15 protein-coding genes are annotated in these 16,194 nt (G+C 37.5%); 10 read left to right on the forward strand and 5 right to left on the reverse strand.

Annotated elements, in window-relative coordinates; translation table 11 throughout:
* The first annotated feature begins 398 nt into the window (after window positions 1-398).
* Entirely contained in the window at window positions 399-1,604 is a 1,206-nt protein-coding gene (locus J2Z23_RS11475) for an argininosuccinate synthase (protein WP_064468566.1), read from the forward strand.
* Window positions 1,601-2,995, forward strand: coding sequence for an argininosuccinate lyase (gene argH, locus J2Z23_RS11480; protein ID WP_057985226.1), 1,395 nt, complete (start codon window positions 1,601-1,603; stop codon window positions 2,993-2,995). The genes J2Z23_RS11475 and argH overlap by 4 nt, the downstream gene beginning before the upstream one ends.
* Window positions 2,996-3,300: 305 nt before the next feature.
* On the opposite strand, the gene J2Z23_RS11485 is transcribed toward argH, so the two are convergent.
* Window positions 3,301-3,762 carry a universal stress protein gene (locus tag J2Z23_RS11485; RefSeq protein ID WP_057985224.1) on the reverse strand — a complete coding sequence of 154 codons (462 nt, stop codon included), beginning with the start codon at window positions 3,760-3,762 and terminating at the stop codon, window positions 3,301-3,303.
* Between the two features lie 100 nt (window positions 3,763-3,862).
* Between J2Z23_RS11485 and J2Z23_RS22610 the strand changes: the two genes are divergently transcribed.
* From J2Z23_RS22610 to J2Z23_RS11495, 3 genes are all read left to right on the forward strand, one after another.
* A complete protein-coding gene (locus tag J2Z23_RS22610; RefSeq protein WP_274380130.1) occupies window positions 3,863-3,997 on the forward strand; it encodes a hypothetical protein in 135 nt (44 codons plus the stop codon).
* Window positions 3,998-4,128: 131 nt separating this feature from the next.
* The gene (gene ald / locus J2Z23_RS11490) at window positions 4,129-5,244 is read left to right on the forward strand and encodes an alanine dehydrogenase (RefSeq protein ID WP_209973965.1); all 1,116 of its coding nucleotides are present in this window, start codon (window positions 4,129-4,131) and stop codon (window positions 5,242-5,244) included.
* A gap of 102 nt (window positions 5,245-5,346) precedes the next feature.
* On the forward strand, window positions 5,347-5,553 hold the full coding sequence (locus J2Z23_RS11495) for a zinc ribbon domain-containing protein (RefSeq protein WP_057985220.1): 207 nt from the start codon (window positions 5,347-5,349) through the stop codon (window positions 5,551-5,553).
* Window positions 5,554-5,753: 200 nt separating this feature from the next.
* Here the strand turns inward: J2Z23_RS11495 and J2Z23_RS11500 are convergent, their stop codons facing one another.
* Window positions 5,754-6,854 (reverse strand): M24 family metallopeptidase, encoded by a 1,101-nt coding sequence (locus J2Z23_RS11500; protein WP_057985216.1) that lies wholly within the window; start codon window positions 6,852-6,854, stop codon window positions 5,754-5,756.
* A 198-nt stretch (window positions 6,855-7,052) separates the two neighbouring features.
* Between J2Z23_RS11500 and J2Z23_RS11505 the strand changes: the two genes are divergently transcribed.
* From J2Z23_RS11505 to J2Z23_RS11515, 3 genes are all read left to right on the forward strand, one after another.
* Complete coding sequence (locus tag J2Z23_RS11505; protein ID WP_057985214.1) at window positions 7,053-7,736, forward strand: metal-dependent hydrolase; 684 nt, start codon at window positions 7,053-7,055, stop codon at window positions 7,734-7,736.
* Between the two features lie 248 nt (window positions 7,737-7,984).
* A complete protein-coding gene (locus J2Z23_RS11510; RefSeq protein ID WP_057985212.1) occupies window positions 7,985-8,230 on the forward strand; it encodes a hypothetical protein in 246 nt (81 codons plus the stop codon).
* A gap of 78 nt (window positions 8,231-8,308) precedes the next feature.
* On the forward strand, window positions 8,309-9,619 hold the full coding sequence (locus J2Z23_RS11515; RefSeq protein ID WP_057985210.1) for a DRTGG domain-containing protein: 1,311 nt from the start codon (window positions 8,309-8,311) through the stop codon (window positions 9,617-9,619).
* Window positions 9,620-9,669: 50 nt separating this feature from the next.
* Here J2Z23_RS11515 and J2Z23_RS11520 read toward each other — a convergent pair whose 3' ends face one another.
* Window positions 9,670-9,972: a YtpI family protein gene (locus J2Z23_RS11520; protein WP_057995509.1), complete on the reverse strand. Its 303-nt coding sequence runs from the start codon at window positions 9,970-9,972 to the stop codon at window positions 9,670-9,672.
* Window positions 9,973-10,313: 341 nt separating this feature from the next.
* Here J2Z23_RS11520 and J2Z23_RS11525 point away from each other — a divergent pair, with 341 nt between their 5' ends.
* A complete protein-coding gene (locus J2Z23_RS11525; RefSeq protein ID WP_057985206.1) occupies window positions 10,314-11,246 on the forward strand; it encodes a DHH family phosphoesterase in 933 nt (310 codons plus the stop codon).
* Window positions 11,247-11,441: 195 nt separating this feature from the next.
* Here J2Z23_RS11525 and ytrI read toward each other — a convergent pair whose 3' ends face one another.
* Together ytrI and ytrH are read right to left on the reverse strand one after the other, a co-directional pair.
* Window positions 11,442-11,948: a sporulation membrane protein YtrI gene (gene ytrI / locus J2Z23_RS11530; protein ID WP_057985204.1), complete on the reverse strand. Its 507-nt coding sequence runs from the start codon at window positions 11,946-11,948 to the stop codon at window positions 11,442-11,444.
* Entirely contained in the window at window positions 11,945-12,277 is a 333-nt protein-coding gene (gene ytrH, locus J2Z23_RS11535) for a sporulation membrane protein YtrH (RefSeq protein ID WP_057985202.1), read from the reverse strand. Before ytrH ends, ytrI begins: the two co-directional genes overlap by 4 nt.
* A 461-nt stretch (window positions 12,278-12,738) precedes the next feature.
* Between ytrH and dnaE the strand changes: the two genes are divergently transcribed.
* On the forward strand, window positions 12,739-16,086 hold the full coding sequence (dnaE, locus tag J2Z23_RS11540; protein ID WP_209973968.1) for a DNA polymerase III subunit alpha: 3,348 nt from the start codon (window positions 12,739-12,741) through the stop codon (window positions 16,084-16,086).
* The last annotated feature ends 108 nt before the right edge of the window (window positions 16,087-16,194 follow it).

Below are 16,194 nucleotides of genomic sequence, written 5' to 3' on the forward strand. Positions count from 1 at the left end.
AGTAAAAGTCATTTGGAGTGGATCAATGAGTAACGTGAGGGTGGGATATAAGTAAAAAATTTAAAAGATCAAAGACGAATGAAAAATTACCATAGCGCAGTATATTTCCGGAGCGGGTTATATGCACTTAGTAGTTCAGTTTTTCTTTGGCGAAAACACTTTTGTCCCAGCTTTTCCACTTATAACGACTTAGCTGGAATTCATGGGGAAGCATCTAGATAATTTTCTAGATGCTTTTTTGCATTGAAATGGATAAATCTGATATTTTGAATGATTTTTTATACATTTTTATGAATAAGTATTGAAAAACATAGTTTCATATGATAATATCCATAATAACAAATGATTAAAAATAAACTTTTATGTATAAGTATACAATTTGTTCAGGAGGGTTTTTAATGAAAAAGAAAGTTGTTATGGCTTATTCGGGTGGTTTAGATACTTCCGTTGCAATTAAATGGTTTTTAGATCAAGGTTATGATGTAGTAGCTTGCTGTTTAGATATTGGAGAAGGAAAAGATTTAGCCTTTATTCAATCCAAAGCATTGGATATGGGGGCATCAAAAAGTATTGTCATTGATGCAAAAGAAGAATTTGCTAATGAATATGCTTTGTTAGCTCTTCAGGCCCATGCAATGTATGAACAAAAATACCCACTTGTTTCCGCCCTTTCCAGACCGTTAATTTCCAAGAAACTCGTTGAAGTAGCAGAACAAGAAAAGGCTGATGCGGTTGCACATGGCTGTACAGGAAAAGGGAATGACCAAGTGCGTTTTGAAGTTTCCATTAAAGCGTTGAACCCTAGTCTTGAAGTGTTAGCACCAGTGAGAGAATGGAGCTGGTCTCGTGAAGAGGAGATCGAATATGCTAAAGAAAAAGGAGTTCCGATTCCGATTGATTTAGATAGTCCTTTTTCCATTGATCAAAATTTATGGGGCAGAAGTAATGAATGTGGGGTACTAGAGGATCCATGGGCAGCACCACCAGAAAATGCGTACGATCTAACAGCTGCTTTAGAAGATACTCCTGATCAACCTGATGTAATTGAAATTGAATTTATTAACGGAGTACCTGTTTCTATAGATGGAAAAAAATATCCATTAAGTGAACTAATTTTAACTTTAAATAAATTGGCTGGAAAACACGGTGTTGGTAGAATTGACCACGTTGAAAATAGATTAGTGGGAATTAAATCGCGTGAGATTTATGAATGTCCTGGTGCAGTTACTTTGCTAACAGCCCACAAAGAATTAGAGGATCTAACACTTGTTAAAGAATTGGCACATTTTAAACCTAATATCGAAAAGAAACTAACAGAAATGATCTATGAAGGTTTGTGGTTCTCTCCATTAAAACCTGCATTAGAAGCTTTTCTTAAAGAATCGCAGAAATTTGTCAATGGAATTGCAAGAGTAAAGCTATTTAAAGGTCATGCGATTGTAGAAGGACGTAAATCTGCAAACTCTCTTTATAATGAGAATTTAGCAACCTATACAGCTGACGATGAATTTGATCAATCAGCCTCAGTTGGCTTCATTAAACTTTGGGGATTACCAACAGAAGTACACAGTATGATTCATAATAAGAATAAGGTGAAGGCATGAAAAAAGCATGGGGTGGGCGCTTTTCAAAATCCCCTGAACAGTGGATCGAGGAGTTTGGGGCCTCGATCTCATTTGATCAGGAACTTGTTTTTGAAGATTTAGAGGGAAGCATTGCTCACGTAAAAATGTTAGGTAAAATGAATATTATTCCTTTAGAAGATAGTGAGAAAATTGTTCAAGGTCTTTTAAAGTTGAAAGAAAAGGCAAGTGCAGGCGAGTTAGTTTACTCTGTTTCAGAAGAGGATATCCATCTTAACCTTGAAAAAATGCTTACTGAGGAAATTGGACCAGTTGGTGGGAAGTTACACACAGGTAGAAGCCGAAATGACCAAGTTGCTACTGACATGCATTTGTATTTGAAAAAGCAAGTGTTAGTTATTATGGAGCATCTAAAGGAGTTACAGGCATCTTTATTTGAGCAGGCTGAAAAAAATGTGGAAACTGTATTTCCGGGTTATACACATTTACAAAGGGCACAACCTGTTTCATTTGCACATCATCTACTTGCATATTTTTGGATGCTAGAACGGGATTATGAACGGTTTCAGGAAAGTTTAAAGCGGATCGATTTGTCTCCACTTGGAGCAAGTGCTTTAGCTGGTACGACTTTTCCGATTGATCGTCATTTTACAGCTGAACAGCTAGGGTTTTCTGAGGTCTATGAGAATAGTATGGATGCAGTGAGTGATCGGGATTTTATTGTTGAATTTTTAAGTAATTCTTCATTAACGATTACACATCTCTCGCGTTTGGCGGAAGAATTCATTCTATGGTCAAGTAAGGAATTTAACTTTATTGAGTTAGATGACACATATGCGACAGGTAGTAGTATTATGCCACAGAAGAAAAATCCAGATATGGCAGAGCTTATCCGCGGTAAATCTGGAAGAGTGATCGGCCATTTGATGGGTATGCTGACGACTTTGAAGGGATTACCACTTACATATAACAAAGATATGCAAGAGGATAAAGAGGGCATGTTTGACACAGTTCATACAATGATTGGTTCATTGAAAATCTTTGCAGGAATGGTGCGAACAATGACGGTAAAAGCGGATGTAATGGAAACTTCTGTTCATCAGGACTTTTCTAATGCAACAGAACTTGCTGATTATTTGGCCTCAAAGGGAATACCTTTCCGTGAAGCTCATGAGATTGTAGGGAAATTAGTTTTGAGTTGTATTCAGAAAGGCTGCTATTTATTAGACCTCTCATTAGAGGAACTACAAGATTCATGTGCACAAATTGAACAAGATATCTTTACGATCCTGTCACCGCGAGAAGCGGTTAAACGAAGAAATTCGTACGGTGGAACTGGCTTTAACCAAGTTCGTAAACAATTAGAAAAAGCACAAATAAAGCTAGAGAACGGAGCTGTCCAAAAAGGATAAATAAGACCTTTTTGGATAGTTTTTTGTGGTTTTCGAAGAATACGTATGAAAACCTACTGAATTTTGAACCTGTTGTGAGCATTGATCTTATTAACTTTCAGTGCCCGCTTTCGGATTAAGATTAATATAGTGGCTAGTCTAGTTAGAGGGGGATAAGTTTAAAAAATTTAGACCTATCAAGAGGATGTTTTTTCTGTAGATTTGGATTAGTTCTGAAATTTAAAGAGGGGCTGGACATTTTAATTATGTTCCAGCCTCTTATTTTAGCTCGGGCTTTACTGGCCCATTCTAGAAGATGTGTTGAGTTATACTTCTTCCTCTTCATCTTCTTCAGAGCGTACAACTAATACATCACATGTTGCTGAACGAGTAATATGTTCTGAGACACTTCCAATTAAAAGGCGTTCTACAGCATTAAGACCGGTTGCTCCACAGATAATTAAGTCAGCTCCGATTTCTTTCGCTACTTTTTTCGGGATAACAGTTTTCGGGGAGCCATACTCAATGATCGTGTCCATATTTTCTAAGCCAAGCTTCATCGCTTCCTCTTTATACCCTGAGAGCAGGTCTTCGGCATAATTTTCGGCACGATTAGCCATGGTTCCGTTGTAAGCATCAATTGCGACATAGGCTCTTGTATCAATAACATGAACAAGGCTTAGTCTGGCTTGGTTTCGGTTTGAAATTTGTAAAGCTTTTTTGAAGGCGCATTCCGCTGCTTTTGAACCATCAACAGCAACTAAGATATTAGAGTATTTAAGAGTCATTCTCATTGCCTCCTTTTTCTTTATTTTAACATTTTATTGCCTGTATATGTTCTAATTCCCCAACAAATAATAGAAAAAACCTCGAAAAGGAGTATGACTAATGGAAAAATCAAAACAAAATCAATTTGAATATAGAGAAGAAGATAATGAAGAAACTGTAAAGCAGATTAAAGATGTTTATACGAGTGGCGCTATAGAGCAAGAGGACATTAATAAAGAGCGATATGACGGATAAACAATAAGAGCCAAGTAGCAGTTTTATCATGCTATTTGGCTTATTTTTATGCGGAATTTGCTAAAAAAAGCTGTCAAGATAGGCGCATAATGATATGATAAAAATGTAGACTTCGAACGGGAGGCATTATAATGAAAATTGGAATACCCAAAGAATTAATTAATAATGAAAATCGAGTAGCTATGACGCCAGCAGGAGTAGTTACACTTACAGCCGCTGGACATGAAGTACATATTGAGAAAGGTGCCGGAGAAGGATCTGGATTTTCAGATCAAGCTTATTCTGAAGTTGGTGCACATATTGTTGATACGGCAGAAGAGGCATGGGCACAAGAGTTAGTATTGAAAGTAAAAGCACCCATTGAGGAAGAGTTTAGCTTTCTACGCGAAGATTTGATCTTATTTACTTATCTACATTTGGCCAATGAGAAAGCACTAACAGATCAATTACTCGCTAATCATACAACATCTATCGCTTATGAAACAGTCCAGCTATCCAACAGATCTTTACCACTTTTAACACCGATGAGTGAAGTTGCTGGGAGAATGTCTGTACAAATTGGTGCGCAATTTCTAGAGAAAAATTATGGCGGGCAAGGAATTCTTCTATCAGGTGTACCAGGCGTGAAACGTGGAAAAGTGACAATTATCGGTGGGGGGATTGTAGGAACGAACGCAGCAAAAATTGCAGTTGGTTTTGGGGCTGAAGTGACAATTATTGATCTGAACGCCAATCGTCTGCGCGAGTTGGAAGATATTTTTGGAAGACAGGTGACGACATTGGTCTCCAATCCGTTTAATATTGGGGAGGCGGTCAAAGATTCTGACCTTGTCGTTGGTGCAGTATTAATTCCAGGGGCAAAAGCACCAAAACTTGTGACCGAAGATATGGTTAAAGCGATGAAGCCTGGAGCAGTTGTTATTGATATTGCGATCGATCAAGGCGGAATTTTTGAAACAAGTGATCGTGTCACCACACATGATAATCCAACATATGTCAAACATGGCGTTGTCCATTATGCAGTAGCAAATATGCCTGGTGCTGTTCCTAGAACTTCTACAATTGCTCTAACGAATGCCACCATTCCATATGCTCTACAAATCGCTAATAAAGGATTCCAACAAGCTTGTCAAGAAAATGAGGCATTAAGAAAAGGCTTGAATACTCTTAAAGGTCATATCACTCATGAAGGTGTAGCCACTGCTTTCCAATATAATTATCAGGATGCAAGTACTTTATTATCATAATAGCTTGAGCTAATAACCAATAATGGTTGTTAGCTCTTTTTTATCTAAAGGTGAAACCGTTATAGAAAGAGATTCGTAATAAAAGCAAGGAGATGATTCTATATGAATGATAAAAATGGCTGTTTAAAATGTGGAAGTAAGAATGCTGCTCAAAAGGAAGTGGCAATGACTGGTACTGGACTATCGAAAATGTTTGATATCCAGCATAATCAGTTTATCGTAGTTTATTGCCAAAATTGTGGCTATGCGGAATTCTATAATAAGCAAAGCTCGACAGGAAGTAATATCCTTGATCTATTTTTTGGATAAGGGATACCAAAGGTAGAAAACTAGGTCCGGGGAAAAGGCGAATTCCCTTTTATGCTGGGAGGGAATTGATCTTTGCAAACTCAATAACACCCCAAAAAGGGAGAGCCAAGTGTCACGCTCTCCCTGTGTTTCAAAAATCTCTCCAAGAGAGGGGATACCTATTCCTTTTATTTGAATATCCCATTAGCCAAACAGCACTCCTATATGATTTGTAAGCTTTTTGGATACTTTGTTAACGTTTCTACGCCTTCTTTTGTTACTAATAGATCATCCTCTATTCGGACACCGGCAATACTTGGAACGTAAATACCTGGTTCAATCGTAAATACCATACCTTCTGTCATGCGAAGTGGATTTGTGGCAGTAATAGAAGGATATTCATGGACACTGATGCCCAGACCATGACCAAGGCGATGTGGAAAATATTCGCCATAACCAGCATTAGTTATCTGATCACGTGCAATCTTGTCTAACTGTTTTGCTAGTATTCCAGGTTTAACGGCATTAACAGCGGCTTCTTGTGCTTGCAGTACGGTCTGATAGATTTTCTCCTGATCGACAGAAACCTCACCGAATGCGACAGTTCTTGTAATATCGGAACAATAGCCTTCATAAATAACACCTAAATCAAATAGGACAAAATCACCTTTTTTGATTTTCGTCATTCCAGGGGTCCCGTGGGGGGAAGCGGCATTGATTCCTGTTAAAACCATCGTATCAAAAGACATGCCTGAAACGCCTTTTTTCTTTACCTCATATTCAATTGCAGCGATTATATCTAATTCTGTTTTTCCTTCTGCAATTTCACTTACACCAACTTCAACAGCAAAATCAGCTAATTCACATGCTTTCTGAATGTATTCTAATTCTTGGGCAGTTTTTAACATTCTAAGTTCGTTTAGAACAGGCTCGACATCCTGCAAACTTATACTAGAAAACCGGGATTGTAACTCTTCATATCGACTTACATTCATGTGATTTTTCTCAACCGCCCACTGGCGAATATTGGAAATTCTTGCTTTTACCGCTTGCTCAATAAAATCCCATGGTTGGTCTGTGTCTTGGTAGCCAATAATTTCGTGCTCCCACCCGGCAGCGCGAGCATCTGCTTTTTCCATTGCTGGACAAATGATAAATGGTTCCTCTTCTTGGAATACGACTAAACCTAATAAGCGTTCATGTGGTTCACTACGGAACCCAGTTAAATAAAAAATATTGTCTGGAGACGTAATGAATGCTGCCTCTATATTTTCCTTACTTAACCATGCTGAAAGTTTCTTTAATCGATTCAATGATTTCATCTCCTAAATAGCTTTTCTCAAATATGCGTGTTCAAATCGGGATAAAAGGACTGAAAATCATTTTGTCATTTTATCTTTTTTGAACACCTTTCAAAAATGTTATCAGCTTTTTAAAAATAAAGAAAGAAACATGCAGGAAATTCGGGGAAAAAATCGAAATGATACAGTGAGACCGAATTATGCATAGGAGTGGTAAATATGAAAATTTCATATCATGGTCATTCCATTATTAAAATCGTCACAAATGGAAAAACAATTTTATTTGACCCTTTTATAACAGGAAATGAATTAACTGATCTAAGGGTAGAAAATGAACAACCTGATGCCATTATTTTAACCCATGGACATAATGACCATGTAGGGGATACAGAAACGATTGCGAAAAAGAGCAATTCGTTAGTAATAGCGCCCAATGAACTGGCTGTTTATCTTGGATGGCAAGGACTTAATACACATGGCATGAATATTGGTGGTGCATACCAGTTTGATTTTGGACAAGTGAAATATACGAAAGCATTCCATAGTTCAGCTATCACGACAGATGACCAGCAGATTATTTATATGGGAATGCCTGCAGGTGTTTTGTTTACAGCAGAGGGGAAAACGATCTATCACGCAGGGGATACCGGCCTTTTCTCAGATATGAAGTTAATAGGGGAACGTCATAAGATTGATATAGCTTTTTTACCGATTGGGGATAATTTTACAATGGGGCCAGAAGATGCGGCCTTAGCAGCGAAATATATCAACGCTAAAATGGTTGTGCCGGTACACTATGATACATTCCCACCTATTCGACAAAATCCACAAACATTTATCGATTTATTAGACGAGGGAATTCAAGGGAAAATTATGAAGCCAGGTGATTCATTAGATTTATAGTAATAAAATATGGACGCTTTTTATTCAACTACAAACAGTGTTAGGCTTAAGTCTAACGACTTAATGATCAATTATTTCAGGAATACGAGTTTGTTGTTTAGAAAGCCTTTGTTCCTCGATTTGCCAGGTAACTAAAATGTTGTAAACTTAGTCATTCCTTTTTAAGTTTGTACATCAATAACAAAGTGCATACGCATTTCTCAATCCCTCCCCGCATACAATAGCAAAAAGTGCTGGGAGGGATTTTTTTGAAAAGATATCGGTATTTGCTCTGTTTATTACTGTGTGGAGTAATGCTCTATTTTGCATTGCCAAGACTTTCGCCAATAGATTCTGGAATAGGCGGGACATTCTCCATTGTTTGGCTTGTGTTTGCCTTTTTGGTTTTAGCCGGAAATTTAACTGCCCTTTTATTTAATCACAATTTCGGCAACACCCCTGCAAAAGAAAATGAAAAGAACTACAAAAAAGGAAGAATTCGTGCTAGATCATGACTGAAAATTGTCGATTATTACTTTACTCGTTATAATAAGAGATAGAAAATAGAACGGGTAAAGAAAAGGGTGAAGAATTTGGCGACCAAACATGAGCAAATTATTCGCCATATTGATAGTCTTCCTGTAGGAGAAAAAATATCAGTTCGGCAAATCGCTAAAGAACTGAATGTTAGTGAAGGAACAGCCTATCGTGCGATTAAAGATGCGGAAAATAAAGGATATGTTAGTACCATTGAAAGAGTAGGAACAATCCGAATTGAACGAAAGAAAAAGGAAAATATTGAAAAGCTTACGTATGTAGAGGTTGTCAATATTATTGATGGACAAGTGCTTGGGGGAAAAGCGGGTCTCTACAAAACTTTAACCAAATTTGTGATAGGTGCCATGGAAATGGAAGCCATAAAGAGATATACAGGTCCGGGGAATCTGCTAATTGTCGGTAATAGGACAGAAGTGCATGAATTCGCATTACGTGCTGGTGCAGCGGTTCTCATCACAGGTGGTTTTGATACAAGTGAAGAAGTGAAACAATTAGCTGATGAATTGAAGCTTCCTATTCTATCCACAAGTTATGATACATTTACGGTCGCCACGATGATTAATCGAGCGATTTATGACCAATTAATAAAAAAAGAAATTACTTTGGTAGATGATATTTTAACGCATGCCGAGGAATCAGCCAGTATGAGCGTTAAGGCAACTGTTGCTGATTGGTATGCGAAAAAACGGGAAACTAACCATAGTCGTTTTCCTGTCCTAGATTCGATGAATCGAGTTGTAGGGATTGTGACGGGAAAGGATGTTATTGGACAAGATGAATCCTTGGCTTTGGATAAAATTATGACACGTAACCCATTAACGGTTGGAAGAAATGTCAGTGTTGCTTCTGTTGCCCATATGATGATTTGGGAAGGGATAGAAATGCTCCCTGTTGTAGATGACCAAAAGCGTTTTGCAGGGATTATCAGTCGACAAGATGTGTTAAAAGCTTTGCAAATGATTCAAAGGCAGCCTCATGTCGGTGAAACAATCGATGATACGATCACGAAGCAATTCACAGCAGGGGAGTATGCAGGAAGACAGGCTTTTGATTTCGAAGTGACTCCACAAATGACGAACCAACTAGGAACAATCTCTTATGGTGTATTCACCACTATTATGACAGAGGCGGCTACTAGAGTTTTTAGGCAACAAAAAAAAGGTGAACTTGCTGTCGAAAATTTAACGATTTATTATTTAAAGCCAGCTCAAATAGACAGTGTATTGAGAATAGAACCAAATATTCTCGAGGTTGGCCGCAAATTTGGAAAAGTAGATGTCGAGGTGTTTAATGGGGAAGAGCTTATAGGTAAAGCATTGATGATGTGCAAGCTTATTGAGAAATAGGGATATATAGGATGAAACGCATCGATATTAGCGTTTCATCCTATAAATAATTATTTAGACCCCTCATTAGCCTCTTTCACAGCATAGGGGATATGATAGCGATAAGATTTAAAGCCTGCCCATGCGCTTGCAACACCTAGTAAGATGAAGAGGATTCCTATTACATAGGTAAGGGTAGTTTGAAATAAAAAAAGTTGATTGAGCCCGAAAAATGCAACGAAAATTCCGAGCGCCATACTCGATTTCCCATTAAGCAATTTTTTCTCCATAGGCAAGTGACTGCGTACATATTTTATTTTATAAAAGACATAAAAAGATAATGATAATACAATGATAAACACTAAAATAGGCATAAGGGTGGATCCTCCATTTTTATATTACAGTGTGTGTTCAAAAAGAAAGATAAAAGGACGTGCATCTATGTGCATGAACAGTGGACCTATGTGTATGTCTGGATTTGGGCGAGTTTACTGAAGTTCCTCTGCAGAGTCGTTTTACCGAGTCCTACAGGACGTCGGACTCAAAGGCATTGCGACGTACAATCTACTAATGCTAGGGAAGCGACAGGATGTCAAAATTAGCCCTTGATCCTTAATTTTTGAACATCCACTTAACCATTTATACTATTTATTGTAACCTAAATCATGAAGAAGACAATTGAAAACTATTTGAACAATAGAAAGAGGTTTGACTAATGAAGCAACAAATACTAGATATGATTAAGCAGTATGACACAATTATTATTCACCGTCATGTTCGCCCCGATCCAGATGCGTATGGATCACAAGGAGGATTAGCGGAAATTCTTAAGGCATCCTTTCCAGAAAAAAATGTTTTAGTAACAGGAAAACATGAAGCAGAATTAGATTACTTATTTGTTCCAGATTCCGTAACAGATGAGCAATATAGGGGAGCCCTAGTGATTGTTTGTGACACAGCCAATCAAGAAAGAATTTGCGATGATCGCTACTCCCTAGGAGAGAATTTAATCAAAATAGATCACCATCCAAACGAAGATCCATATGGTGATCCTTGTTGGGTTGATACGACTGCTTCTTCAACGAGCGAATTGATTTATGAATTCTATCTGTCTGGAAAAGAACAAGGGCTGAAAATGACTGACAAGGCAGCGAGATTGATCTTTTCAGGGATTGTTGGTGATACGGGCCGTTTTCAGTTTCCCAGTACAACGAAAAAAACTTTTCAATATGCGAGCGAGTTAATTGAATATCATTTTGATAGAACTGAGCTTTTTAATCATATGTATGAGTTAGAACCGAAAATGATTAAGCTTCAAGGCTACGTATATGAACATTACGAAATGAATAAGGATGGGGCTGCTATTGTTAAATTAAATCAGTCCATTCTTAAGGAATTTAATGTAACTGCTTCTGAAGCTTCTATACTTGTAGGCTCTTTAGGAAACATCAAAGGCATAAAAGCTTGGTGTTTTCTCATTGAGGAGGAGAAGGAAATTCGCGTTCGGTTGCGCTCAAAGAAACCAGTGATTAACACAATTGCGAGAAAATATGGTGGTGGAGGACACCCGTTAGCAGCTGGAGCCTCCGTTTCTTCATGGGAAGATGCAAAGCTAGTGCAAGAAGATATAGAGGAAGTATGCCGTTAGGCTCAATAAGAATCGAACATGATGATGGGGTTGCCATAGTAGATCAATGAAAATGATCTGCTGTGGCAACTCTTTTTTTCTATATATCAATGCTCAAAAATAACTGTAATATTTTTAATGGCTTGAAATAGTCTTGAAATTATGGAAAATGGAGCCATATTCTTTATTATTTTTTGGAATTTGTCTATAATTTTGTTAATCTGCTAGCCTCAGCTCTACCTCAATATGAATGGTTGTGTAATAATGGATTTCCCGGATCACAAATTCATATTTTTTTCCGTTAATTTTTACAATTTTATTTTCAATTGTTTTTTCAATCATTTCTTTATTTTTATATACGGTTGCTAGATCTTTTGCTAGTAAGGAGCGCAGATCATCTTGAATGGCTTCTTGAACAGTGTGAATGCTTTGACTGTCCTTAATCTCGTATTTTTCATAGTTTGTCAGTTCTACTTTTATTTTTTGGATGGTTAACATTTCTTCGTTTTTTTCGTTTAGCTCTTTATAATCATCTTGCCATATTTTAATATCACTTTGCAGCTCATGAATTTTATTTGCTTGTTCCTGCATAATCACGCTATTCCTTTCTTGCATTACCCCAAACATGAAGAGAAAGATTACCCAGCTAATACAACCACCAACAGCCATTCCTGCAAATAACCGTTGCCAGTTACTATTTCTATAAAATGGCGGAATTCTCATGTAATATGCTCCTGAGTGAGCCAAGCGATGATAAGGGCGGCAGATTTTGCTCCACCCATTGCTGAAAGAATAAGTAAGAATTGCTTGAACAAATCTTTTGTTCCTCCATCTAGAAATCCTTTTTCAAAACTATAAACCGTATCAAAAGTACCACCAATTGCGGCGACTATAGCCCAAATTCTAATTTGACTAGAAATGTTCTGGATTTGTGTAAGCAAAGGATCTCCCGTAACAAAGGCTGCCATCCCACCGATTAAGGATCCACCGATAACAACACCAAAGGCGATAAAATAACTATTAAAAAAAGCAGGAAAAAAAGCTTCGTTCATGTCAACATCTCCCTAAGAAAAGTCAAGGCGCTCGCTTATGGCGACAAGCAAATGTTCTGATCCACTTTCATCGGGTCAGGTTATTAAGCGGAACATTGGTTAAAAACACGCCGTCCTAGGCTACACCGATGGCGCCTAGAGCTAGACCTAGACCTCAAAAATAACCTTCTACTTATTACAATATATGGGACAAACATGAAATAAATGTATGAAAAAAAGGGTGAAAATAATAAAAGGCAAGTAATTGATGAGCTAGCGGAGGAGAGTGGCGGAGCTAGCAGACTGACGCAAAATCGCGGGATATCTTGGAACAGGAATTTTATAGTAATAAGTTGTGCTCACTAAAATGTATCTGTTCTATTCAATGTTTTTTATTTTATTAATATGGCACTCCACAATTATTTCATTTTTTGCCATGCTCGTTCATAATAGTAGTTAGAATAACGGAAAGGGTGGAATTCATGAGTTTTGCCCACTTGCAAATATCAACCTCTTATAGCTTACTTTCAAGTACAATCTCTATTCCTGCGCTCGTTGAAAAAGCGAGAAGGTTAGAATACACGGCATTAGCATTAACGGATTACAATGTACTATATGGAGTTTTACCTTTTTACAAGGCGTGTGTAAAAGCAGGTATAAAACCTATTATTGGCATGACGGCCATGTATAAAAAGGAGGAGAATGGACCTGCCTATCCGTTGATCCTCCTTGCACAAAATAATCAGGGGTATAAAAACCTCTTGAAAATCTCTACCATTATAAAAACTGGGGTAGGAGAATCGATCCTTTGGGGAGAATTAATACCTTATGTACAGGGACTATTTGCTCTTTCCCCGGGTAAAAAAGGCGAGATAGAGCAACTGCTTCAAAATTCCCAGGAAAAAGAAGCGATAGATGTTGCCAAACAATATTTAGAAGTTTTTGGGAGCAACCAATTTTATCTTACAGTTCAAAATCATCACGAAGCAGTGGAAAAAGAATTAAAGGAAAAAGTATTACATTTAGCAACTAGGTTAGACATTTCTCTTGTGGCTACAAATGATGTGCAATATTTAGAACCTGAAGAGGCTTTTGCCCAAGAATGTCTTTTAGCTATCCGAGATGGTGTTCAAATTACAGTACCAGAAACAAAGGTAAAGAAAGAGTATTATTTTAAAAGCAAACAAGAAATGGAGGAACTTTTTTCTGATCTTCCGGAAGCGATAACCAACATTGCTCAAATTGTTGAGGCATGTAATGTAATGGTTGAAACCAACCAGGAATTATTGCCAAAATATCCACTTCCTGAGGAGAAGAATTCTGCTGATTTCTTAAGAGAATTATGTGAGATTGGATTAGAACAAAGAATTGTTTCTCCAGGTAATCAATATTATGACAGATTAAACTATGAATTAAGCACCATTCAAAGGATGGGGTTTAACGACTATTTCTTAATAGTCTGGGACTTTATGAAATATGCCCAGGAGCATGGTATTTTAACAGGACCTGGAAGGGGGTCTGCCGCTGGATCCCTTGTCGCTTATTTACTTGGCATTACTGATGCTGATCCTATTAAACACCAGTTACTTTTTGAACGTTTTTTAAATCCCGAAAGAATAAGTATGCCTGATATCGATATTGATTTTCCTGATCATCGTCGCGATGAAGTAATTGAGTATGTGATGAAAAAGTATGGACGGAATCATGTTGCGCAAATTATTACCTTTGGGACATTTGCCGCAAAAGCGGCGATGCGCGATACCGCTAGGGTGTTTGGGCTCACCTCAGCTGAATTAGAGGAGCTTTCAAAATTGATTCCTTCTCGCCTAGGTATATCGTTAAAACAAGCTTTGCAGGAATCAGATGGCTTACAGAAATTTGTCCAACAAACGGAACGAAATCGAATGTTATTTGAAACGGCCCTTATTTTGGAAGGTTTACCGCGGCATACTTCCACACATGCTGCAGGTGTTGTCATTGCCGAACAACCATTGACAGAGCTTATTCCTCTGCAGGGCGCTGAGACAGGGACTTATTTAACACAATTCCCTATGGGGGATTTAGAAGAAATAGGCCTATTGAAGATGGACTTTTTAGGGTTGCGAAATCTGACTTTATTAGAACAAATCATGAGAAATGTTGAAAGAAATAATGGTAAGAAATTATCGCTCAACCAGATACCTTTTAAGGATGAAAAGACATTTGCTTTATTACAAAAAGGAGATACTTCTGGGATTTTTCAACTAGAGTCAGATGGTATGCGCAAAGTTCTACGCGAATTGAAACCAACAGAATTTGAAGATATTGTTGCTGTTAATGCTTTATTCAGACCAGGACCGATGGAAAATATACCTGAGTATATTGCTTGTAAACATGGAAAAAAACAAGTGTATTATCCACATCCGGATTTGCGGCCAATTCTCGAGCTTACATATGGAGTAATCGTCTACCAGGAGCAAATCATGCAAATTGCGGCAACGATGGCTGGTTTTTCATTAGGTGAAGCTGATCTACTACGGCGTGCTGTTAGTAAGAAGAAGAAAGCTGAATTGGCTAATGAAAGAATTCATTTTGTTCAAGGAGCCCTGAAAAAAGGACATAATGAACAAACGGCTAACCAAATTTATGATTTGATTGTTCGCTTTGCCAATTACGGATTTAATCGAAGTCATGCAGTAGCTTATAGCTATATTGCTTGGCAATTAGCTTATTTAAAGGCTCATTATCCAAAAGAATTTATGGCTGCCCTTTTAACTTCCGTAATTGGAAATGATCATAAAGTTGCGAAATATATTCATGAAGCGAAACAATTAGGGATTAAAATATTACCACCATCTATTAATGCCAGTCAGTATCCTTTTATAGCAAGTGCCGAAGGGATTCGCTTTAGTCTTGGTGCAATTAAAGGCATTGGTGTAGCGGCACTACGGGAGATCACTCAACATCGAAAAAGATCGTATCGAGATTTATTCGATTTCTGTATGAGAGTATCACCGAAAGCAGTCAATCGCAAAGTGTTAGAGGGGCTTGTTTATGCAGGGGCATTAGACGAATTTGGATATGATCGAGGAACTTTACTAGCTACTTTAGATGTGGCTTTAGAACATGCGGAATTGATGAGACCTTCTGCAGGTAGTGATTTATTTGCTGATGATAAAGAGTTTCAAATTCAGCCTAAATATGTAGAGGTTGATCCGCTGGAAATGGCAGATAAACTTTTTTATGAAAAATATTATTTAGGCTTGTATATTTCCGATCACCCTACTAGTATTTACCAAAAACAGTTTTCTGCAGCACAAGTTACACCACTTATTCAAATGCAACCTGGATTAAGAAATGTGGCGGCTGGAGTATATATTACGAATGTAAAAAAAATTAGGACCAAAAAAGGCGATCAAATGGCCTTTGTAAAAATGAGTGATCCCTCAGGTGAGCTTGAAGGTGTCATATTTCCTGAGGCGTTCCGAAAGTTCGAGGATCTTTGTCAAGAAGGAGAAGTCGTGTTGGTAATCGGGAATGCTGAGCAAAGAGAGAATCATATCCAGCTGATTATTAACAGACTTCAAAATCCGAAAACTCTTAAGGAATTAGATCCAGAGAAAAGGGCAAATTTATATATAAAGATACCAAGGGATTTGCAACAAAGTGATATCTTATATGAACTTAGAGCAATTCTCGAAAAATATTCTGGTGAGACGATTGTTGTGCTTCATTATGAAAGGACAAAAAGAACAATCAAATTAGGGGATAAAGATAGGGTTGACCCCTCGACGCCTTGCCTCGAGGAATTAAAACAGTTATTAGGGAACGAAAATATTGTTCTTAAATAACATGGTTTACAGGATGAGAAATTATAAATGGAGTTTTTTGTCGATTCTAAGCATGTATTAAAATAACTTTTTCAAAGAATAGAAATATGGTATATTTGTTGGGAAGCT

Origin of the sequence: Lederbergia galactosidilytica, assembly GCF_017873565.1 — a bacterium.
Lineage (GTDB): Bacteria > Bacillota > Bacilli > Bacillales > Bacillaceae_C > Lederbergia > Lederbergia galactosidilytica.